Annotated in this window: 14 protein-coding genes; 7 read left to right on the forward strand and 7 right to left on the reverse strand. The window is 55.9% G+C overall.

Features of this window, described 5'->3' with window-relative positions; genetic code table 11:
- Positions 1–7: 7 nt before the first annotated feature.
- The 3 genes from EQG79_RS02880 to corA form a co-directional block, all read right to left on the reverse strand.
- Entirely contained in the window at positions 8–463 is a 456-nt protein-coding gene (locus EQG79_RS02880) for a hypothetical protein (RefSeq protein WP_077920188.1), read from the reverse strand.
- Between the two features lie 104 nt (positions 464–567).
- On the reverse strand, positions 568–1,389 hold the full coding sequence (locus EQG79_RS02885; RefSeq protein ID WP_129599801.1) for a mechanosensitive ion channel family protein: 822 nt from the start codon (positions 1,387–1,389) through the stop codon (positions 568–570).
- Positions 1,390–1,504: 115 nt separating this feature from the next.
- On the reverse strand, positions 1,505–2,455 hold the full coding sequence (gene corA / locus EQG79_RS02890) for a magnesium/cobalt transporter CorA (RefSeq protein WP_077920190.1): 951 nt from the start codon (positions 2,453–2,455) through the stop codon (positions 1,505–1,507).
- 140 nt (positions 2,456–2,595) lie between these two features.
- On the opposite strand from corA, the gene EQG79_RS02895 reads away from it, so the two are divergent.
- The 5 genes from EQG79_RS02895 to EQG79_RS02915 all read left to right on the forward strand — a co-directional run bounded on the left by EQG79_RS02895 (position 2,596) and on the right by EQG79_RS02915 (position 8,804).
- Positions 2,596–4,866, forward strand: coding sequence for an NADP-dependent malic enzyme (locus tag EQG79_RS02895; RefSeq protein ID WP_129599803.1), 2,271 nt, complete (start codon positions 2,596–2,598; stop codon positions 4,864–4,866).
- A gap of 2 nt (positions 4,867–4,868) precedes the next feature.
- Entirely contained in the window at positions 4,869–5,870 is a 1,002-nt protein-coding gene (gene trpS, locus EQG79_RS02900) for a tryptophan--tRNA ligase (RefSeq protein WP_077920192.1), read from the forward strand.
- 122 nt (positions 5,871–5,992) lie between these two features.
- Positions 5,993–6,907, forward strand: a complete 915-nt coding sequence (locus EQG79_RS02905) for a sugar phosphate isomerase/epimerase family protein (protein WP_077920193.1) — start codon at positions 5,993–5,995, stop codon at positions 6,905–6,907.
- Between the two features lie 46 nt (positions 6,908–6,953).
- Positions 6,954–7,529: a phosphatase PAP2 family protein gene (locus tag EQG79_RS02910; protein ID WP_077920194.1), complete on the forward strand. Its 576-nt coding sequence runs from the start codon at positions 6,954–6,956 to the stop codon at positions 7,527–7,529.
- Between the two features lie 117 nt (positions 7,530–7,646).
- Entirely contained in the window at positions 7,647–8,804 is a 1,158-nt protein-coding gene (locus EQG79_RS02915; protein ID WP_236648651.1) for a glycosyltransferase, read from the forward strand.
- A 10-nt stretch (positions 8,805–8,814) separates the two neighbouring features.
- Here the strand turns inward: EQG79_RS02915 and rlmB are convergent, their stop codons facing one another.
- Positions 8,815–9,612: a 23S rRNA (guanosine(2251)-2'-O)-methyltransferase RlmB gene (gene rlmB / locus EQG79_RS02920; RefSeq protein WP_129599805.1), complete on the reverse strand. Its 798-nt coding sequence runs from the start codon at positions 9,610–9,612 to the stop codon at positions 8,815–8,817.
- Positions 9,613–9,642: 30 nt separating this feature from the next.
- Entirely contained in the window at positions 9,643–11,082 is a 1,440-nt protein-coding gene (locus tag EQG79_RS02925; protein ID WP_077920196.1) for a GWxTD domain-containing protein, read from the reverse strand.
- A gap of 142 nt (positions 11,083–11,224) precedes the next feature.
- Here EQG79_RS02925 and EQG79_RS02930 point away from each other — a divergent pair, with 142 nt between their 5' ends.
- Both EQG79_RS02930 and EQG79_RS02935 read left to right on the forward strand, forming a co-directional pair.
- Complete coding sequence (locus EQG79_RS02930) at positions 11,225–12,007, forward strand: class I SAM-dependent methyltransferase (protein WP_077920197.1); 783 nt, start codon at positions 11,225–11,227, stop codon at positions 12,005–12,007.
- Positions 12,008–12,525: 518 nt separating this feature from the next.
- Complete coding sequence (locus EQG79_RS02935) at positions 12,526–13,794, forward strand: hypothetical protein (RefSeq protein WP_077920198.1); 1,269 nt, start codon at positions 12,526–12,528, stop codon at positions 13,792–13,794.
- 29 nt (positions 13,795–13,823) lie between these two features.
- Here EQG79_RS02935 and EQG79_RS02940 read toward each other — a convergent pair whose 3' ends face one another.
- Together EQG79_RS02940 and EQG79_RS02945 are read right to left on the reverse strand one after the other, a co-directional pair.
- Positions 13,824–16,115: an FdhF/YdeP family oxidoreductase gene (locus EQG79_RS02940; RefSeq protein WP_165358830.1), complete on the reverse strand. Its 2,292-nt coding sequence runs from the start codon at positions 16,113–16,115 to the stop codon at positions 13,824–13,826.
- 12 nt (positions 16,116–16,127) lie between these two features.
- The gene (locus tag EQG79_RS02945) at positions 16,128–17,201 is read right to left on the reverse strand and encodes an App1 family protein (RefSeq protein WP_077920200.1); all 1,074 of its coding nucleotides are present in this window, start codon (positions 17,199–17,201) and stop codon (positions 16,128–16,130) included.
- Positions 17,202–17,245 lie beyond the last annotated feature (44 nt).

Below are 17,245 nucleotides of genomic sequence, written 5' to 3' on the forward strand. Positions count from 1 at the left end.
CCGTTTATCAGCTTTTTTTCCAGCGGTCCAGGACCACACCCGTAACCAGGCCGCCAAACAGGTACCAACCCACAGTCATGGCTACCGTGGCTGACGTGCGGTTGGTGGGCGCTTCGCCCAGCCCCATAGGCCCGGGAAGCGTCACCGCTCCCACTCCCGCCAGGAGCCCCAGCACACCCCCGGCTACTACCGGCTGCCTGTCGCTCAGACCGGCCAGACTGTAATACAGGCCATTCGAAATGATATCACCCAGCATGGCCTGACCATAGAGGGCATTGCCGGTAGGTGGCTGCTCCCCCGCTTTCCGATACCCTTTCTGAATACTGCGCATACCCAGCACATCGGCCCGGGGCGCGTTGGGCACAAACTGCCGAACCGTTTCGTGCAGCACATTCAGCGCCAGGGCACCGGCCAGCCCGCTGCCGAGGGCCTGGGTAAGGGCAGGATTTATCGTTGTAGACATGATTCGCTGAGTACGTTCTATGTATCCAACCCGCCCGGCAGCAAGTTGTTCGGGCGAACCGAGCTACCGGAGGGTAGAAAAGTTAGCCAGTTCGACCCGGCTGGCTACTCATTCGTCACATACAGTTGGGGCTTGGGAGCCTGAATACCGTCTTTCCCAAACTGCCTCGCCATGTTTTCGAGCAGGTAGTAATGGGTTTCCCAGTAGGTGTCGCTCTTTGTCCAGACCCGAACGTCATACTCGCGGGAGTTGGCATTGAGCCTGGCAATCAGCACGTCATGGTCCCGATCTTTGAGCGCATACGGACACGCATCGACGACCGCCCGTATAGAAGCTGCGGTGATGTCGATATCGTTCTGACTACCAACGGTATAGACCTGATCAACGCGAATAACTCCTTTGGTACTGATGTTGGTGATGGCCGAAGTCGACAGGGGGCCGTTCGGCAGAATAGTGGTTTTATTATCGAGCGTAACGAGGGTCGTATCGAAAATACGAATAGCTTCAACATGTCCCGTAAAGCCTTGTGCACTAATGAGGTCGCCCACCCGAAATGGTTTGAATATCAGAATAAGCACCCCACCCGCAAAGTTGGCCAGACTGCCCTGTAACGCTAACCCCACTGCCAGGCCAGCCGCTCCGATAATGGCTACAAACGATGTGGTGGCCACGCCGAGGGTACTGGCTATGCTGAGCAGGAGCAGCACCCGCAATGTTCCATTGACTAATGAAAGCAAAAAGGGCTGAACGTCGCGGTCTACATGCCGCCTGGTCATGATCGTTGACAGCAGCCGGGTTATCCAGCCAATAAGCCAAAGGCCGACAGTGAGAGTGAGTATGGCCAGCACAATACGGCCGCCATACAGCGTAGCGAAAGTGATTACCTGTTCGTAGATGCGCTGTGCGCTTTCCTGAGCATTCTCCATGGGTACGTCCGGTTTAGTTCACCCCTCAGACGCGCACATTCAGAAAGGTAACTCTGCCGGAAGGCCTTCGGAAAAACAGACAGCAGGCCGCCGAATAAACCAGGTCGGGTTTAGCTTACAGCCAGTTCTTACGCCGGAAAACCCATACCGTCAGGGCCGACGACAGCACCATCATCGCCAGCGCAAACGCATAGCCGTACTTCCAGTGAATTTCGGGCATCTCGTCAAAGTTCATCCCCCAGATGCTGGCCAGCAGCGTAGGCGGCAGAAACACCAGCGACACAACGGTGAAGATTTTAACGATCCGGTTCTGTTCCAGATCAATCAGACCGAGGTATGTATTCTGAAGAAATTCGAGCCGTTCAAAAATGAAATTCGTATGATCGATCAGCGAACCAATATCTTTGATCAGGGTACGGAGCCGCTGCTGCTCGGCGTCGCTGAACCAGCCGTCTGACCGGATCATGGACGAAATAACCCGCTGTTTGTCGACCACATTTTCGCGGATATTCATGGTCAGCTCCTGGTAGTCGTTGATATTGAGCAGCATTTCCCGGTCCAGGTTCGCATCCAGGTCGAGCATCCGGTTGATGGCTTTGATCTCGCCCGACACCATTTCGATCAGGTCCGCATCGTAATCGATCCGTGACTCGAAGATCGAAATCAGAATCTGAGCCCCGTCGCTAAACAGGGCCCGGCGCGACTTGATCCGTTTTACGGTATCGGCAAATGATTTCAGGTCAGCGTTCCGGTAAGTGAACAGCGTATCGTCTTTAAGAATAAAACTAACCGGTACCGTTATGTAGCGATGTTCGGGGTCAGGCACCAGAAAGTTGGAATTGGCAATCAGGTAATCGTCTTCCTCGATGTAGCGCGATGAGCTTTCGATCTCCAGCTGCTCCTGCTGGCTCAGAAAATCGACGTCGAATTTTTCTTCCACGCTTTTGATTTCGGCCGCTGTCGGGTTCTGAAGATCGACCCAGAGTGTTCGCTCTGTATCAGAGAATGAATCGATATCGCGGATTTTACGGACGGCTGTTTCGTCCTGCTGGAAGATTCGGATCATGCAATGGTTGAGCAGATAAGCGTTCGGCCGCGAAGTTCGCAGATTGCGCGCTACCACCAAAACAACCGCTGAATTTCGCCCCCTTTCCGTACCTTCGCGCTCCCGAACCGTAGAACAGCATCCATCAGCAACAAACCGTTATGCAGCAGAAAATCCGGCGTGAAGATGCCCTCGATTACCACGCCAAAGGGCGTCCGGGTAAGCTTGAAGTCATTCCTACCAAAGAATATAATACCCAGCGTGACCTCTCCCTGGCCTACTCGCCCGGCGTAGCGGAGCCCTGTCTGGCCATCGAAGCCAATGCCGACGATGCCTATAAATACACGGCCAAGGGCAACCTGGTTGCCGTTATCAGCAATGGTACGGCCGTTCTGGGCCTGGGCGATATCGGAGCCGTAGCCAGTAAGCCGGTTATGGAAGGCAAAGGCCTCCTGTTCAAGATCTACGCTGACATCGACGTATTCGATATCGAGCTCGACACCCGCGACCCCGAGGAGTTTATCCGGACCGTCAAGATTCTGGAGCCCACCTTTGGCGGTGTAAACCTCGAAGACATCAAGGCCCCCGAGTGTTTCGAAATCGAAGAACGGCTGCGGCAGCAGCTGAATATTCCGGTCATGCACGATGACCAGCACGGTACAGCCATCGTGAGTGGAGCAGCCCTGCTCAATGCCCTCGAGCTGGTCAATAAAAAAATCGAAACGGCGCAGTTTGTCATACTCGGCGCCGGTGCTGCGGCTATTTCCTGCGCCCGGCAGTATGTGGCCCTTGGTGCCAAAACCGAGCACATCGTGATGTTCGATGTGAACGGCCCGCTGCGCACGGATCGTACGGACCTCAACGACATTACCCGGCCTTTCGCGACCAGCCGTGACATAAAATCGGTGGCCGAAGCCTTTGTCGGAGCCGATGTGTTTGTTGGTCTCTCGAAAGGCAACATCGTCAGCCAGGACATGATCCGCACCATGGCGGCCGACGCGATTGTGTTTGCCATGGCTAACCCGACGCCCGAGATCAGCTACGACGATGCCATGGCCGCCCGGCCCGACATCATCATGGCAACCGGCCGGTCCGATTACCCCAACCAGGTCAACAACGTGCTGGGCTTCCCGTATATCTTCCGGGGTGCTCTCGACGTACGGGCCACGGAAATCAACGAAGCCATGAAGCTGGCGGCAACCTATGCCCTGGCCGACCTGGCCAAAAAACCCGTTCCGGACATTGTTAACCTGGCCTACGGGCAGGATAACATGGTCTTTGGCCGTACCTATATTTTACCCAAACCCGTTGACCCACGGCTGCTGGCTACTGTCGCACCGGCCGTTGCCCGGGCCGCCATCGAGTCAGGGATGGCCCGCTCTCCCATTACCGACTGGGACGCCTACGAAGCCCAGCTGGCCCGGCGACTGGGGCATGACAACCAGATTTCGCGGGTTATCCTGACCACGGCCAAGACCAACCCCAAACGGGTTGTGTTTGCCGATGCCGAAAACCTGAAAGTGCTGAAAGCCGCGCAGCAGGTACGCGATGATGGGATTGCCTACCCGATTCTGCTGGGTGAAGCAGCCAAAATTCAGAAAATCATCTTCGATAATAACCTCGACCTGGGGCAGATACCGATCATCGATCCGCGTTCGCCCGAACAGGCCGGGCTGATTCAGCGGTTTGCCGACATCTACTTCGACAAGCGCAAACGCAAGGGCGTCAACGCAACCGAGGCCCGCAAGCTGATGTATTATCGCAATTACTTCGGAGCGATGATGGTAGAGACAGGCGAGGCCGATGCGCTGATTTCGGGGCTGACGCGTTCGTATCCCGACACGATCCGGCCGGCGCTACAGGTCATTGGCAAAGAACCGGGCGTCAAAAAAGTAGCGGGTATGTACATCCTGCTCACCAAACGCGGCCCGCTGTTCTTCTCCGACACGACCGTAAACTTCAACCCGACGGCCGACGAAATCGTTGAAATTACCGAACTGACCGCCCGCACCGTCGAGCGGTTCAACATCAAACCGCGCATAGGCCTGGTTACGTACTCGAACTTCGGCAGCGCCAAAGGCGAAGATGCCGAGAAGATGAACCGGGCGGTTGAGATTCTGCAACAGCGGCATCCCGATATGATCGTAGACGGCGAAATACAGGCCCACCTGGCTTTCAACACCGAACTGCTGGAACAGAACCACCCGTTTAGCAAGCTGGTTGGTGAAGGCGCCAATACGCTGATTTTCCCGAATCTGTCGGCAGCCAACATTGCCTATAACCTGATGAGCGAAACGGCCGGTTTCGACACCATCGGCCCCATTCTGCTGGGTATACGTAAACCCGTTTACGTACTTCAGCTGGGCTCTTCAGAACGTGAAATTGTTAACATGGTCGCTATTGCGGTCGTAGAAGCACAAGGGAAGGAATAAAAATGGCACGTATTTTAACCGGTATCCAGTCGAGCGGTCGACCGCATCTGGGCAACATTCTGGGGGCTATCAAACCCGCTATTGATCTGTCGCTGCTCCCCGGCAACGATTCGTTTCTGTTCATTGCCGATCTGCATTCGCTCACCAGCCTGCGCGATGGCAACACCCGGCGCGACTACGTCCGCGCGATAGCCTCTACCTGGCTGGCCTTTGGCCTCGACACCAGCCGCACTACCTTCTGGCGGCAGTCGCGGGTGCCGGAGCATACCGAGCTGGCCTGGTACCTGAACTGCTTTACCCCGGTGCCGATGCTGGAGAACGCGACTTCGTTCAAGGATAAATCGGAGAAGCTGACCGCCGAAGCCGGTAGCAATGCCGCCAGCGCCATCAACGCCGGTTTGTTCACCTACCCGGTTCTGCAGGCGGCTGATATTCTGCTGTACGATGCCGAAGTGATTCCGGTGGGTAAAGATCAGCGGCAACACATTGAAATGACCCGCGATATAGCCGGCGCCCTAAACCGGTCGGTAGGCGCTGACATTCTGGTTCTGCCCGAAGCCCGGATCGACGAACGGCTCATGGTCATTCCCGGCATCGACGGCAAGAAGATGAGTAAGTCGTATAACAACTACATCGACATCTTCCTGCCCGAAAACGAGCTGTATAAGGTGATCAAGAAAATCAAATCAGACTCAACGGCCCTCGAAGACCCCAAGAACCCGGATACCGACATTACGTTTCAGCTCTACAGCCTGCTGGCTTCTGACGAACAGATTCGGGAGATGCGCGGGCTCTACGAAGCCGGCGGATTCGGCTACGGGTCGGCCAAGAAAGCGTTTTACGAGCTGATCGTTCAGAAATACGCCACCGAGCGCGAGCGGTTTACGTTCTACATGACCAACAACGATGAGCTGGAGCGGGAACTGCGCACCGGCGAAGAAAAAGCCCGCGCCGTAGCCAGTCAGACCATTGCCCGCGTGCGCGAGAAGCTCGGCTTCAACTGACCAGCCCAGCCGTTGGTTTCCCGAAATGCTTTCGTCTCGGGAAACCAACGGCACCGGCCAGGGTTGCTGAACTCAATGGCTATTGATAGTTTTGAACGGTATCTATTTCCTACTCCCCCCTTATGTTACACCTCGGCTTTGTATCGGCAATCCTGGCCGATTATGACCTCAACGGCGTGCTGAAATTTGCTTCGGAGCACTCATTCCGATGCGTTGAACTGATGTGCTGGCCCGCCGACAACGCCGACGCCCGCCGGTACGCAGGCGTCACGCACCTGAACGTCGACAAGCTGAACGTTGAGCAGGTGCACGCACTGACCCGTCAGTACGGTATCTCGATCTCGGGCCTTGGCTATTACCCCAACCCCCTCGACCCGGACCCGGAAAAGGCTGAATTTTACCGCGAACACATCCGGAAAATTATTCGGGCGGCAGCGCGGCTGGGTATCCCGGTGGTAAACACCTTTATTGGTCGAAACCCATCGTTGAGCGTAGCGGAGAATCTCAAACTGGTTGCCCAGCACTGGCCCGCCATCGTGAAGGAAGCCGAAGAAAATAACGTCCGGATCGGTATCGAAAACTGCCCTATGTGGTTTACCGACGACGAATGGCCGGGCGGTAAAAACCTGGCCACGACTCCCGCCATCTGGGACCGGCTATTCGAGATTATTCCATCACGGGTACTGGGGCTCAACTATGACCCGAGCCATCTGGTCTGGCAAATGATGGACGAGGTACGGCCCATCTACGACTACCGCGACCGGCTGCACCATATTCACCTCAAAGACGTGAAGGTCTACCGCGACAAACTGAACCGCGTCGGGATCATGGCCAACCCGCTGGAATACCACTCGCCCAAGCTGCCCGGCCTCGGCGACGTTCGCTGGCGCGATTTCTTCGCGGCCCTTACCGATGTTCGCTACCGGGGGCCCGTCTGCATCGAAGTAGAGGACAAAGCTTACGAAGGCAGCCCGGAAGACGTACAGAATGCCATACTCACCGCCCGTAATTACCTGAGCCAGTTTCTGGTGTTATAATCTATTTCCGGGAGGGATTTACGTACCGCCTTTACCTTTGCGCCCCATGCGCGACGCTCTGAACCGACTCGATACCGACCTTTTTCTCTGGCTCAACGGCCAGCACGCTCCCTGGCTCGACCCCATTATGGTTTTCGCCACGGAGCGTAACAGCTGGTTCCCTTTCTATGCCTTGCTGATTGGCTGGCTGGCGGTTCGCTACCGGAAACAGGCGCTGTATTATATTCTGACGCTCGTTGCCGCGGTGGTTTTGAGTGATCAGACCGCATCGGCCCTGCTCAAACCCCTTACCCTGCGCCTACGCCCCTGCCACGAGCCGGCGCTCCAGCCCCTGATCCACCCGGTGCTGGAATGCGGTGGGCTGTATGGGTTTGCCTCATCGCATGCAGCTAACACTTTTACCCTGGCAACAGGACTCTGGTTGCTGGTAGGTCGGGAATATCCGCAGGTCAAATGGGTGTATTTGTGGGCAGCCTTTGTGGCGTACAGCCGTATTTACGTAGGCGCTCACTATCCGCTCGATATACTGGCCGGCGCGGGCATCGGCGTGCTGGCTGCGGTACTCTGTACCCGGATCTACCGGGCGCTTCAACGACGGTCCAGCCAGCAGCGGACTGCCTGAATTTGTCCCGTTTGCACGAATTCCGGCGGGGTTCGACGTATAGCCTAACAATCCGGTTTTACAAGCCGTTGTCAACCTACCCTACAGTTCAAGACGACTCAACGTTTAGGGTAGCTTATGATGAAGCCAGCTAGTACCGGTGTTCTGCCCGATACCCCGACCGACCGACCTCTTTTTGACTCGCCACCTTCTTCGTCCCTGAAAATCAGCGTGGTTGTCCCTGTCCGGAACGAAGCCCATCACCTGACCGATACCCTCGATGCGCTGCGGAACCAGCAGAACGCGAGCGGGCAGGCTATCAACCCCATTATTTTTGAAGTTCTGTTGCTGGCCAACAACTGTACCGACTGTTCGTACGACGTGGCCCGGCGGTATCAGCAGCAGCATCCCGACTTTCCCCTGTTGATTGAACAGATTACCCTGCCTCCCGCCCGGGCTAATATCGGCACTGTACGGCGGTTACTGATGGATGCGGCCTGCCGGCGGTTGACCACGGTCGGGAATTCCAACGGCATCATTGCCTCTACCGATGGCGATACGGTCGTTGATAGTCAATGGATCTATTATACGCTGTGTGAGATTGAAAACGGGAGCGACGCCGTGGGAGGACGGATACTAACCCGACCCGACGGGAGTGCCGTACGACTTTTTCACCTCCGCGACGTTATGTACAGGACCCTCGTGGCGCAGGTCGAAGCCCGGCTCGACCCTCACCCCCACGATCCCTGGCCCCGGCATTTTCAACATTTTGGCGCCAGTATTGCCGTTACCTGCCGCATGTATCGCCAGGCGGGTGGGTTGCCGGAAAAGCCGTTTCTGGAAGATGAAGCCTTTTATCGGGCTATGCTCCGGACCGATGCCAAAGTCCGGAAAAGCCCCAACGTGCGGGTATTTACGTCGACCCGCACCCAGGGCCAGGTAGAGATCGGCTTTTCCGAGCAGTTGCGCTACTGGGCAACCATGGGGCTCTCGGGGCAGCGGCAACTGGCCGAACCAGCTGAAGCCGTCATTACCCGCATCCGACACCGGCACCGGCTTCGTCGTTGCTGGCTCCGCCGGGCGCAGAACAGCCAGCCCGATTGTCTGGTCAGTATTGCCCAGGGGTTGCTGATCGACCCCACCTGGCTGGCGACGGAGTTTGCGATCGCGCCTTACTTCGGGCAGCTGTGGGAAAAAGTAGACGAAAAAATGGCGGCAGGCCGGTGGGCGGCTCACTGGCAACCCGTTCCGATCACAACCGCCATCCAGACGCTGCGTGCGTTTTTACAAACGTAACAGGGGCTTACTACTCAGCCTGTTGCTGCATGGTTCGCTGCCGTACCGCTTCATACAGAACGACGCCGGTAGCTACAGATACGTTGAGCGACCCTACTGAACCCAGCAGCGGAATTTTCACGTGCGTATCGGTCATTCGTAGCAGTTCGGGAGAAATACCGTCTTCTTCAGACCCCATGATGACAGCAATCGGGCCAGTCAGATCGGTGCTGCGTTCGTACAGATCCCGGTTCGATTTTTCGGTACAGGCCACTACCGTAATCCCTGACTCCTGCAGGTACTTGACCGTTTCGGTCAGGTCAGGCTCCCGGCAAACCGATATATGGTTGAGCGCCCCCGACGACGTTTTCATCGCGTCGGAGTTGATAGCCGCAGCCCCCCGCCCCGGAATAACGATGCACTGCACTCCGGTACACTCGGCCGTACGGGCAATAGCTCCGAAATTACGGACGTCGGTGATGCGGTCGAGCAGCAGAAAAAACGGCGTTTCGCCCCGTTCGAACACATCGGCAATGACGTTGGAGAGTTTGACGTACTGCACCTGCGCCACCAGGCAAACAACCCCCTGGTGGTTTTTGCGCGTTAGGCGGTCGAGTTTTTCGACGGGTACGCGCTGGATGGTGACCCGGTTCTGGAAGGCCAGATTCTGGATGTCGGGATGACTGAGCCCCTTTTCCATGTACAGCTTGTCGATCTGCTGATCGGACCGAAGCGTTTCGAGAACGGACTGGATACCAAATACCATCTCGTCCGGCTGGGGACGAAACTGTGGACGGGAGCGAAAATTACGATTAGACTGCTGGGGCATTGATAGTAAATATAAAACCGGACCGGGCGCTTACTCCCGAATCGTTCCTGTTCGCCAGGCTTCTACGATAGGGTACCAGATTGGCTGATACTCGATGTAGCGAACCAGCTCGTAATGGTCTTCTACGAATTGGTTCGGTTTTTTGGTGAACGTAAAGTTGGTTTCCGGAACGTTGGCCCGACGGTTATAAACCCACACTTCGCGCTCGCGGTTCCGCTGTACGCGATCAGGCGCTCCCAGCACGATATAAATCATGCCTTTGTCGGTTTTCCAGCCTTCTTTATAACTGGTAAAGAGACGGTTGGCTTCTTCAACCCGATCAAAATAGGCTTTCAGCGTTCGGCGGGCTACTTCCTCATTACCCGACATGAGGCTGAGCCAGTACCGGTCAAAGGCTTTTTTGGTATCCTGGGCCTGGTTCAACTCACCAATTTCGGTACTGGTACTCATGTACAGTACCGGCCTGATGAGCTTCTCGGGGCGCGTCATCTTCGGAAATCGTTTGTCTGCCACAACCAGGCCAATGCCGCTGGCATCGGTGGTATCTTCCATAAAATAATACAGGCCTTCTTTGGGCAGAACAAACGGCTGATTTGTCGTAATGGTCAGTGTTGAGTCGACATTGAGTGATTTGGGCGCCGGCCGGGGCGAGGTATTCATGGGCGACGAAGCCGCGTCGAACTCGTGCCGATAGCGGAAGCCAAACAGCGGTTTGCTCGTACCGTTCACATCGCGGATAACCACGGTATCGCCCGCGTTGACATAGTTACGAAGCTCCGGCTTCCGGCCATTTTTCCCGTACAGGGTGAACCGATCACTCAGCCGAAGGCCTCTGAAACGCACAGCCAGGTCGTTGCGCGCCTTGGTGCCTGAGTTGATTTCGGTAAACTCGGTCAGCAGAATGGCACTGGCCGCTTCTTTGGGCCGATTAACATCAAAACTGATCGTCAGGTAATGACCATCGTAGCTGACGTTTTGTGCCGTTAGGGGTACATTGCCGTACCCCAGCCGTTCGCGGTTGTTGTAATCCGGGTAGAGCACATACGCAATGATGAAATGACTGGCAAAATCAGCGGGATTGGTAACGACTTCGCCCTGTGGGGTCCGGGCCGTGATGTCCATGAAAACCCGGACGGTAGAGGAGTCGATCGCCAGAAACTTTCCTTTGATTGATGTCACAGCCCACTCCGTAGTGGGTTTGTTGGTAGCCATGGCATCGGTGGCATTAACCGGTCCATCGGCAATCCGGACAGGCGCTGCCGCCGACGGTCGGTTGTCGGGACGACGCTCGTTACTGCCGGGGTTGGCGGATAAGGGAGGGCTGGCGGGTCGATTACCCGTTGCGGGCGCATTTCGGGACGCGGCCGTTCGGGCTTCGTACTCGGCCGTAGCCCGGTCTTTCTGCGACGGCTTGCTGCTCGAGCAGGCCGATACCAGGGCAATAAAGAATAGTATAAACAGCGTTCGCATAATCAGAGATTCGCAGGCGATTAGTATCGATCAGATCACTTGTCTGCCTATAACGAAAAATGGGGGGCGTTCGGGTTATGAAGCCGGTTCATTTTTCTTTACTTCTACAAAAGAGTAATTTTACTGTCCGAATTGCAAACGCATGTATAAGACCACTGAGATTACCTCCGCCGAGATTGCGTCCGATAACCCTGTTCACCAGCGGTTACTGTATCCATATACTAAAGCCGCCACGATGGTTACGGGCCATGTACTCGAAATCGGCTGCGGCTGGGGTCGGGGGCTGGAGCTGCTCACCAAAGCAGCCTCCCAGTATACAGGCATCGACAAAAACACCGAACTCATTACGGCACTGAGCGCTGCGTATCCGGCCTCTACCTTCATTGCCGCCAATATTCCTCCGCTGAGTGGTGCCGACGGGAAGCCACTGCCCGACAATACCTTCGATTTCATTGTAACGTTTCAGGTTATCGAGCATATTGAAAATGACGATCTGTTCATCAGGGAAGCCCATCGGGTACTGAAGCCCGGCGGGAAACTGCTGCTGACCACCGTCAACAAAACGTTTTCGCTCACCCGCAATCCCTGGCACGTTCGGGAGTACACGGCCGGTGAGCTAAAAGCGCTCATCAACCGCTACTTCAAGACGGTCGATACGCAGGGCATTCATGGCAACGAAAAAGTCATGACCTATTACGAGCAGAACAAAGCCTCGGTGCAGAAGCTGACCCGATTCGATATTTTCAACCTGCAGTATCGGCTGCCCCGGCGGCTTCTTCAGGTTCCTTATGACATCATGAACCGGCTGAACCGAAACCGACTGTTACAGGCCGATGGGCTGGCTGCCGAGATCGATTACACCGACTACCTGACCAGTTCCGATCCGGCCGGTAGCCTGGATTTTTTCTATATTGCGACGAAGTAAGCCAGCAGGCCTACTGGACCGCTCATCCAACTATGGTTACAAAGAGGCTACGTTATCGGCCCTTTGCTCCGTAAAACCCATGCAGGCGCTCATTTATTGGGCCAGGGCTGGCATTAATCAAGTTAGCCACTTAACTTACTAGTCGATTTGTAAGCTGGCCTGGTCAGCCGACTGCCGATTCTGTCTTTTTAGACAGCCTGACCGGCGTCGATGGCAGGCAGCTTTACGAATTATCTCCTAGTCCTGCCGGTTCGTTTTACCCGTCGGGTGTCCAACAACCGAGTGGCCTTTTCTTTACTTGATGGCAGTACGATAGTGCGAGGTTCGCCTATCGAATTACGAATAACAGACAGACAATCACTGTGACAGGCCAACAGCCCGTAGCTTCTGTAGCAGAGGCAGGCAATGGCCCACAGGTATTGGCCTGATTAGCTCAACGTGAACAGGGCTGGCGAATTAGGGTCAGCCCCGCCTTCGAAAAGCGGTCTTATTCGTACTCACTTCCTCTCTTACTGCGTATGCTCGTTGCTCTCGTTAAAGTTATTCTGGCGCTAAGCCTGATAGCTGCCTTCCGGTTTGTGTTACGCTTCAAGCCCCGCTTCGATGCTTTTTTCAAGGGCAGAAGCGATGTCTGGCTGGCTTTCATGTGGGTTTCGTTGCGGCTCGTTCCTTTTCTGGGCCTGTACACCATCCTTAACTTCAAGGCCACTTCGGACCTGATCGGGTTTTACAATGGCGCTGTTGCGGCCGAGCAGGGGCTGATACCTTACCGCGATTTTGTTACCGTATACGCACCCTTCTATTCGTACCTGACCGCCATACCCATCCAGTTCTGGAATGATCCGCGGGCCATTATTATTCTGATGATGGTGGTAGAGGGCCTGGCGGTCTGGCTTACCTACCGTCTTTACCGACTGACGCTGACCACCGTTCTGCTGTATCTGTTATTGCCAGCCACTCTGCTGCTCTGCGTTATTGGCGGGCAGGAAGACGTCTGGATGTGGGCTTTCGGTCTGCTCACGATTCCACTTATCCAGCGGAACCGGATCCTAAGTGCGGGTATTGTGCTGGGCCTGGCTATGGTTGCCACCAAGGCGCTGTTTGTGCTGTTTGTGCCCATCATTTTCTTCTGGGTTGATAACAAAGTAAAGCTGCTGGTGGGCATGCTGCTGGTTGGCGGCCCGGTACTGGCTTGGCTCTATACCGTGGGCGACTGGACGTTTCTGATGCCGATTCAGCTTACCCAGGATCCGCTGGCTCCTAACCTGCGGTCGGTACTCCACCCGATTCTGGGCGTTTTGCTCGACCGGTTTCCACTGCGTCTGTTCAACTACATGGCGCTGATCAGCGTGGTTATCATCTCGGTCAGTACCGTATTGCGCTGGAAAAAAGCCGGGCTCCCCTACCCGGCTATGCTGGCCCGCGCCTGGGTACTTGTTTATACCCTGATCATGTTTCTGGTGCCCAGCGCTTATGCAGTCTACGCCTTTGGTTTCATGCTGCCCATCGTAGCGGGCGGCCTGCCCATCTGGCAGCGTGGCCGCCCCCTGACCGTGTTGTTGCTGTTCAACCTGTTAACCACCGTACAGCCCACGGCCTGGTGGCGCCTGGGGCAGCGGTCCTACTTTTTCTCGGACCTCACCTCTCCGCTCTTTCTGCTGGAGTACACCATGCAGCTGGGGATAATCGGTTGCCTGCTGTACTTTGTCGTTACGATCTGGTCAACGACGCAGCCTTTAGCCCAATCCGTGGCGGGTCCTGGCGCGAGGCCCCGGCAGGCGTATTAACCGGGGCCCATTAGTCCTGGCTATCTCATCTACTCCCCGTCCGGCGTTATGGTGACGACGATGGATTTGGAGGTTGGCGTATGGCTTTTGTCGGCAACCGAGTCGATCGGAATCAGCACGTTGGTTTCGGGGAAATAGGCCGCACAACAACCACGCGGTATGGCATACGGCACAACCACGAATCGGTGGGCGGTGCGGGTTGTCTCGCCATAGTGGCTATGGAGGTTCACGAGCTGCCGGTCGCGCAGGCCCAGCATCGATATATCCTCCTGATTCATGAAAATGACGCGCCGTTCGTTATAGATGCCCCGATACCGATCATCATTGCCGTATACGGTGGTATTGAACTGGTCATGACTCCGAACCGTCATCAGGAGTAACTCGCCGGGCTTCAGCGTATGGGACGTGGGCGTGTTTACCGTGAAATGAGCCTTCCCGTCTTTGGTAGTGAACCGCCGTTCGCGCGGGCCGTTGGGCAGGTAGAAGCCACCCGGCTTACGGATTCGCTCGTTATACCGTTCAAAACCCGGAACGACCTGCTCGATCAAATCCCGGATGCCGTCATAATTGGCCGCCAGGCCACTCCAGTCTACGGTCGATTTTTCGGCCAGCGTGGCCCGGGCCAGTTCCGCCACGATAGCTACCTCGCTTTTCAGATGGTTTGAAATGGGGGCGAGTACCCCGTGCGACTGGGCCACCACCCCGGTGGTGCTCTCACAGCTCACAAACTGCTCCCCCGAGGGTTGCCGGTCGCGATCGGTACGGCCGAGACAGGGCAGAATAAGGGCCGTTTCGCCATGAATCAGGTGGCTCCGGTTCAGCTTGGTCGACACATGGACCGTCAGGCGGCAGGCCCGCAAGGCGTCGGCCGTGTAGTCGGTATCCGATACCGCCATGGCAAAGTTTCCGCCCAGGCCGATAAACACCCTGGCCCGGCCTTCGTGCATGGCCCGTACGGCGGCCACCGTGTCGTAACCTGGTTTACGCGGAGGTTCGAACCCGAATACCCGTTGCAGCGAATCCAGAAACTCGGGTTTAGGCTTTTCATAGATCCCCATCGTCCGGTCACCCTGTACGTTACTATGCCCCCGTATGGGCGAGGCTCCTCCCCCCTCGATCCCGATGCTCCCTTTCAGCAACAACAGGTTGATCACTTCATTGATCGTATCGACGGCGTTGCGATGCTGGGTCAGCCCCATTGCCCAGCAAATAATCAGCTTAGGCGTATACTTGAACAGATCAACAGCCTCCCGAATTTGATTGAGGGGCAGACCGCACTGCCCAGCCAGCTCGTTGAGATCATAGGTATCCAGATCAGCCACGAACGCGTCGTAGCCCGCCGTGTAGGTCCGGATAAAATCCTGATCGAGTACCTTACCCGGTGCTTTTGCTTCTTCTTCGAGCAGAATTTTGCACATAGCTTTCAGCAAAGCCAGGTCGGTATTGATCGGAATCTGCAGGAACAGGTCGGTCAGCTTCTCGCCCCCCAGCAACAGATCGCGCGGACTTTGCGGGTACTTGAATGCCAGCAGGCCTGCCTCTTTCAAGGGGTTTACCGAAATGATTTTGGCTCCGTTTCGCTTGGCTTCTTCCAGCGGGGTCAGCATGCGGGGCGCGTTGGTCCCCGGATTCTGGCCCATAATCATAATCACATCGGCCTTTTCGTAGTCGTCGTACTTAACCGACGCCTTCCCTAGCCCGATCGTCTCGCCCAGGGATGTACTCGTCGACTCGTGGCACATGTTCGAACAGTCAGGCATGTTGTTGGTGCCAAACTGACGCACAAACAGCTGATAGACGAAAGCAGCCTCGTTACTGGTACGGCCCGAGGTGTAAAACACAGCCTCATCGGGCGAGTCGAGAGCGTTCAGCTGATCGGCGATGAGTTGAAACGCAGCGTCCCAGGTAATGGGTTCGTAATGGGTTGCGCCCGGTTTCAGCACCATAGGCTGCGTAAGCCGTCCCTGTTGCCCCAACCACAAGTCGTTTTTCTGGAGCAATTCAGCCACCGAATAGCGCTGAAACAATACCGGCGAAGCCGTATGCTTGGTCATCACCTCATCGGCCACGGCCTTGGCTCCACTCTCGCAGTATTCGGCTATGCTCGACCGGTCGCCGTCGGGATCGGGCCAGGCACAGGACGGGCAGTCGAATCCGTCTTTCTGATTGAGGTTAACGAGGGCTTTCCAGCCACGGCCGGGTCCGGTAGCCGACAAAATATGCTGAAACGACTTCACAACGGCCGTAACACCGGCAGCTTCGGTTTTAGGCTGGCCAACGGTCAGGTCGCCGGTAAGTTCTTCGGGGGGTGTATTGGTCATGATGGGTATGGGCTATGTAGCGGCCAGGCCTAAGCCAACCGAATGTTGCCGGGCTTCAGCGCTATGGGAAAAATAACAGCAAGGTATGTGTAGAGCCTCAATCCGACTCAGCGTTTCGCGGGTTTTGTCCTGATTTCTGTCGTTTACCTGCCGAATATACACGCATCGGATCTGACGGGTAAAATGCTCGGCCACCGATGCATAGATAGTGGGGTCTTCCTGGGTATCGTCGCCGAGCAATACGAACTGCTGATCAGGATAGGTCTCTATGATCCTGACAATCCGGTCGAACTTGGTACGGTGCTTATTCTGACCGGTCTTGAGCAGCTGATGAATTTGTTTGAGCTGACTCAACAGGTAAACGCCCATCGGTAATCCGTTATTCTGCGAAAACTCAAGAATGGGATCATAGAGGTTCCATTCGCTGCTCGACACGTAAAAGAAAGCGTTGGTCGCGTCAGGCCCGCTGTCGGCTTCGGCCAGCAGCTGGTAATGGGCCACAACGCCGTCGAAAGGCTGGCGACTATGGGCGTTCTGGGTCAGCAACACCAGCAGTCGTTTCGCAATCGTAGCCGAATGCGAAATCAGAAAGGTGTCGTCGATATCGGAAATAAACGCAAATCGGGTTGGATGCGGCACCAGCACCTGACCCTCGCCCTCCGCCAGGATCGTTTCGGGGTTGATTGTCTGCGAAACCAGCTCGGCTTTGACCGGATGCCAGCCGGGCAGCACGGGTTCGGGCATCGGCAGGTCGACTCGAAAATAGCCATCTACATCGGCGCGGGTCTCGGTCGTCTGCCCGTTACACTGCACCCGAACCGTAGCATGTGGGTAAGGCCTGGCCAAAAATAACCGCACTAGGCTGAACATATTGACCAGCACACTGTGGCGGTACTTCCGGCGGGGATGAGCCGACTGTTTAAATACCGTCCCATGAATGGTTAGCCGTTGGGCGTTACCAAAACCACGGTACACCTTAACGGTGGGCTGGTCGGTGAGCCGCAGCCACGTTAAGAAATATCGTTTCAGCGTGCCTTTTGAGCTTATATTTTGTTTAACAGATAATGCGGGTCGAGCAGCTTCCATAACGCCTGGATCGGTACACCTATTTATAACCGCCAAATCACTGA

Origin of the sequence: Spirosoma sordidisoli (assembly GCF_004138325.1) — a bacterium.
Taxonomy (GTDB): domain Bacteria; phylum Bacteroidota; class Bacteroidia; order Cytophagales; family Spirosomataceae; genus Spirosoma; species Spirosoma sordidisoli.

Coding starts and splice junctions, on each gene's coding strand:
- EQG79_RS02945 (WP_077920200.1), bottom strand. CDS start 17,201: ATGGAAGCTGCTCGACCCGCATTATCTGTTAAACAAAATATAAGCTCA.
- EQG79_RS02915 (WP_236648651.1), top strand. CDS start 7,647: ATGATGAAGCCAGCTAGTACCGGTGTTCTGCCCGATACCCCGACCGAC.
- corA (WP_077920190.1), bottom strand. CDS start 2,455: ATGATCCGAATCTTCCAGCAGGACGAAACAGCCGTCCGTAAAATCCGC.
- EQG79_RS02930 (WP_077920197.1), top strand. CDS start 11,225: ATGTATAAGACCACTGAGATTACCTCCGCCGAGATTGCGTCCGATAAC.
- EQG79_RS02880 (WP_077920188.1), bottom strand. CDS start 463: ATGTCTACAACGATAAATCCTGCCCTTACCCAGGCCCTCGGCAGCGGG.
- EQG79_RS02895 (WP_129599803.1), top strand. CDS start 2,596: ATGCAGCAGAAAATCCGGCGTGAAGATGCCCTCGATTACCACGCCAAA.
- EQG79_RS02935 (WP_077920198.1), top strand. CDS start 12,526: ATGCTCGTTGCTCTCGTTAAAGTTATTCTGGCGCTAAGCCTGATAGCT.
- EQG79_RS02905 (WP_077920193.1), top strand. CDS start 5,993: ATGTTACACCTCGGCTTTGTATCGGCAATCCTGGCCGATTATGACCTC.
- trpS (WP_077920192.1), top strand. CDS start 4,869: ATGGCACGTATTTTAACCGGTATCCAGTCGAGCGGTCGACCGCATCTG.
- EQG79_RS02885 (WP_129599801.1), bottom strand. CDS start 1,389: ATGGAGAATGCTCAGGAAAGCGCACAGCGCATCTACGAACAGGTAATC.
- EQG79_RS02910 (WP_077920194.1), top strand. CDS start 6,954: ATGCGCGACGCTCTGAACCGACTCGATACCGACCTTTTTCTCTGGCTC.
- EQG79_RS02940 (WP_165358830.1), bottom strand. CDS start 16,115: ATGACCAATACACCCCCCGAAGAACTTACCGGCGACCTGACCGTTGGC.
- rlmB (WP_129599805.1), bottom strand. CDS start 9,612: ATGCCCCAGCAGTCTAATCGTAATTTTCGCTCCCGTCCACAGTTTCGT.
- EQG79_RS02925 (WP_077920196.1), bottom strand. CDS start 11,082: ATGCGAACGCTGTTTATACTATTCTTTATTGCCCTGGTATCGGCCTGC.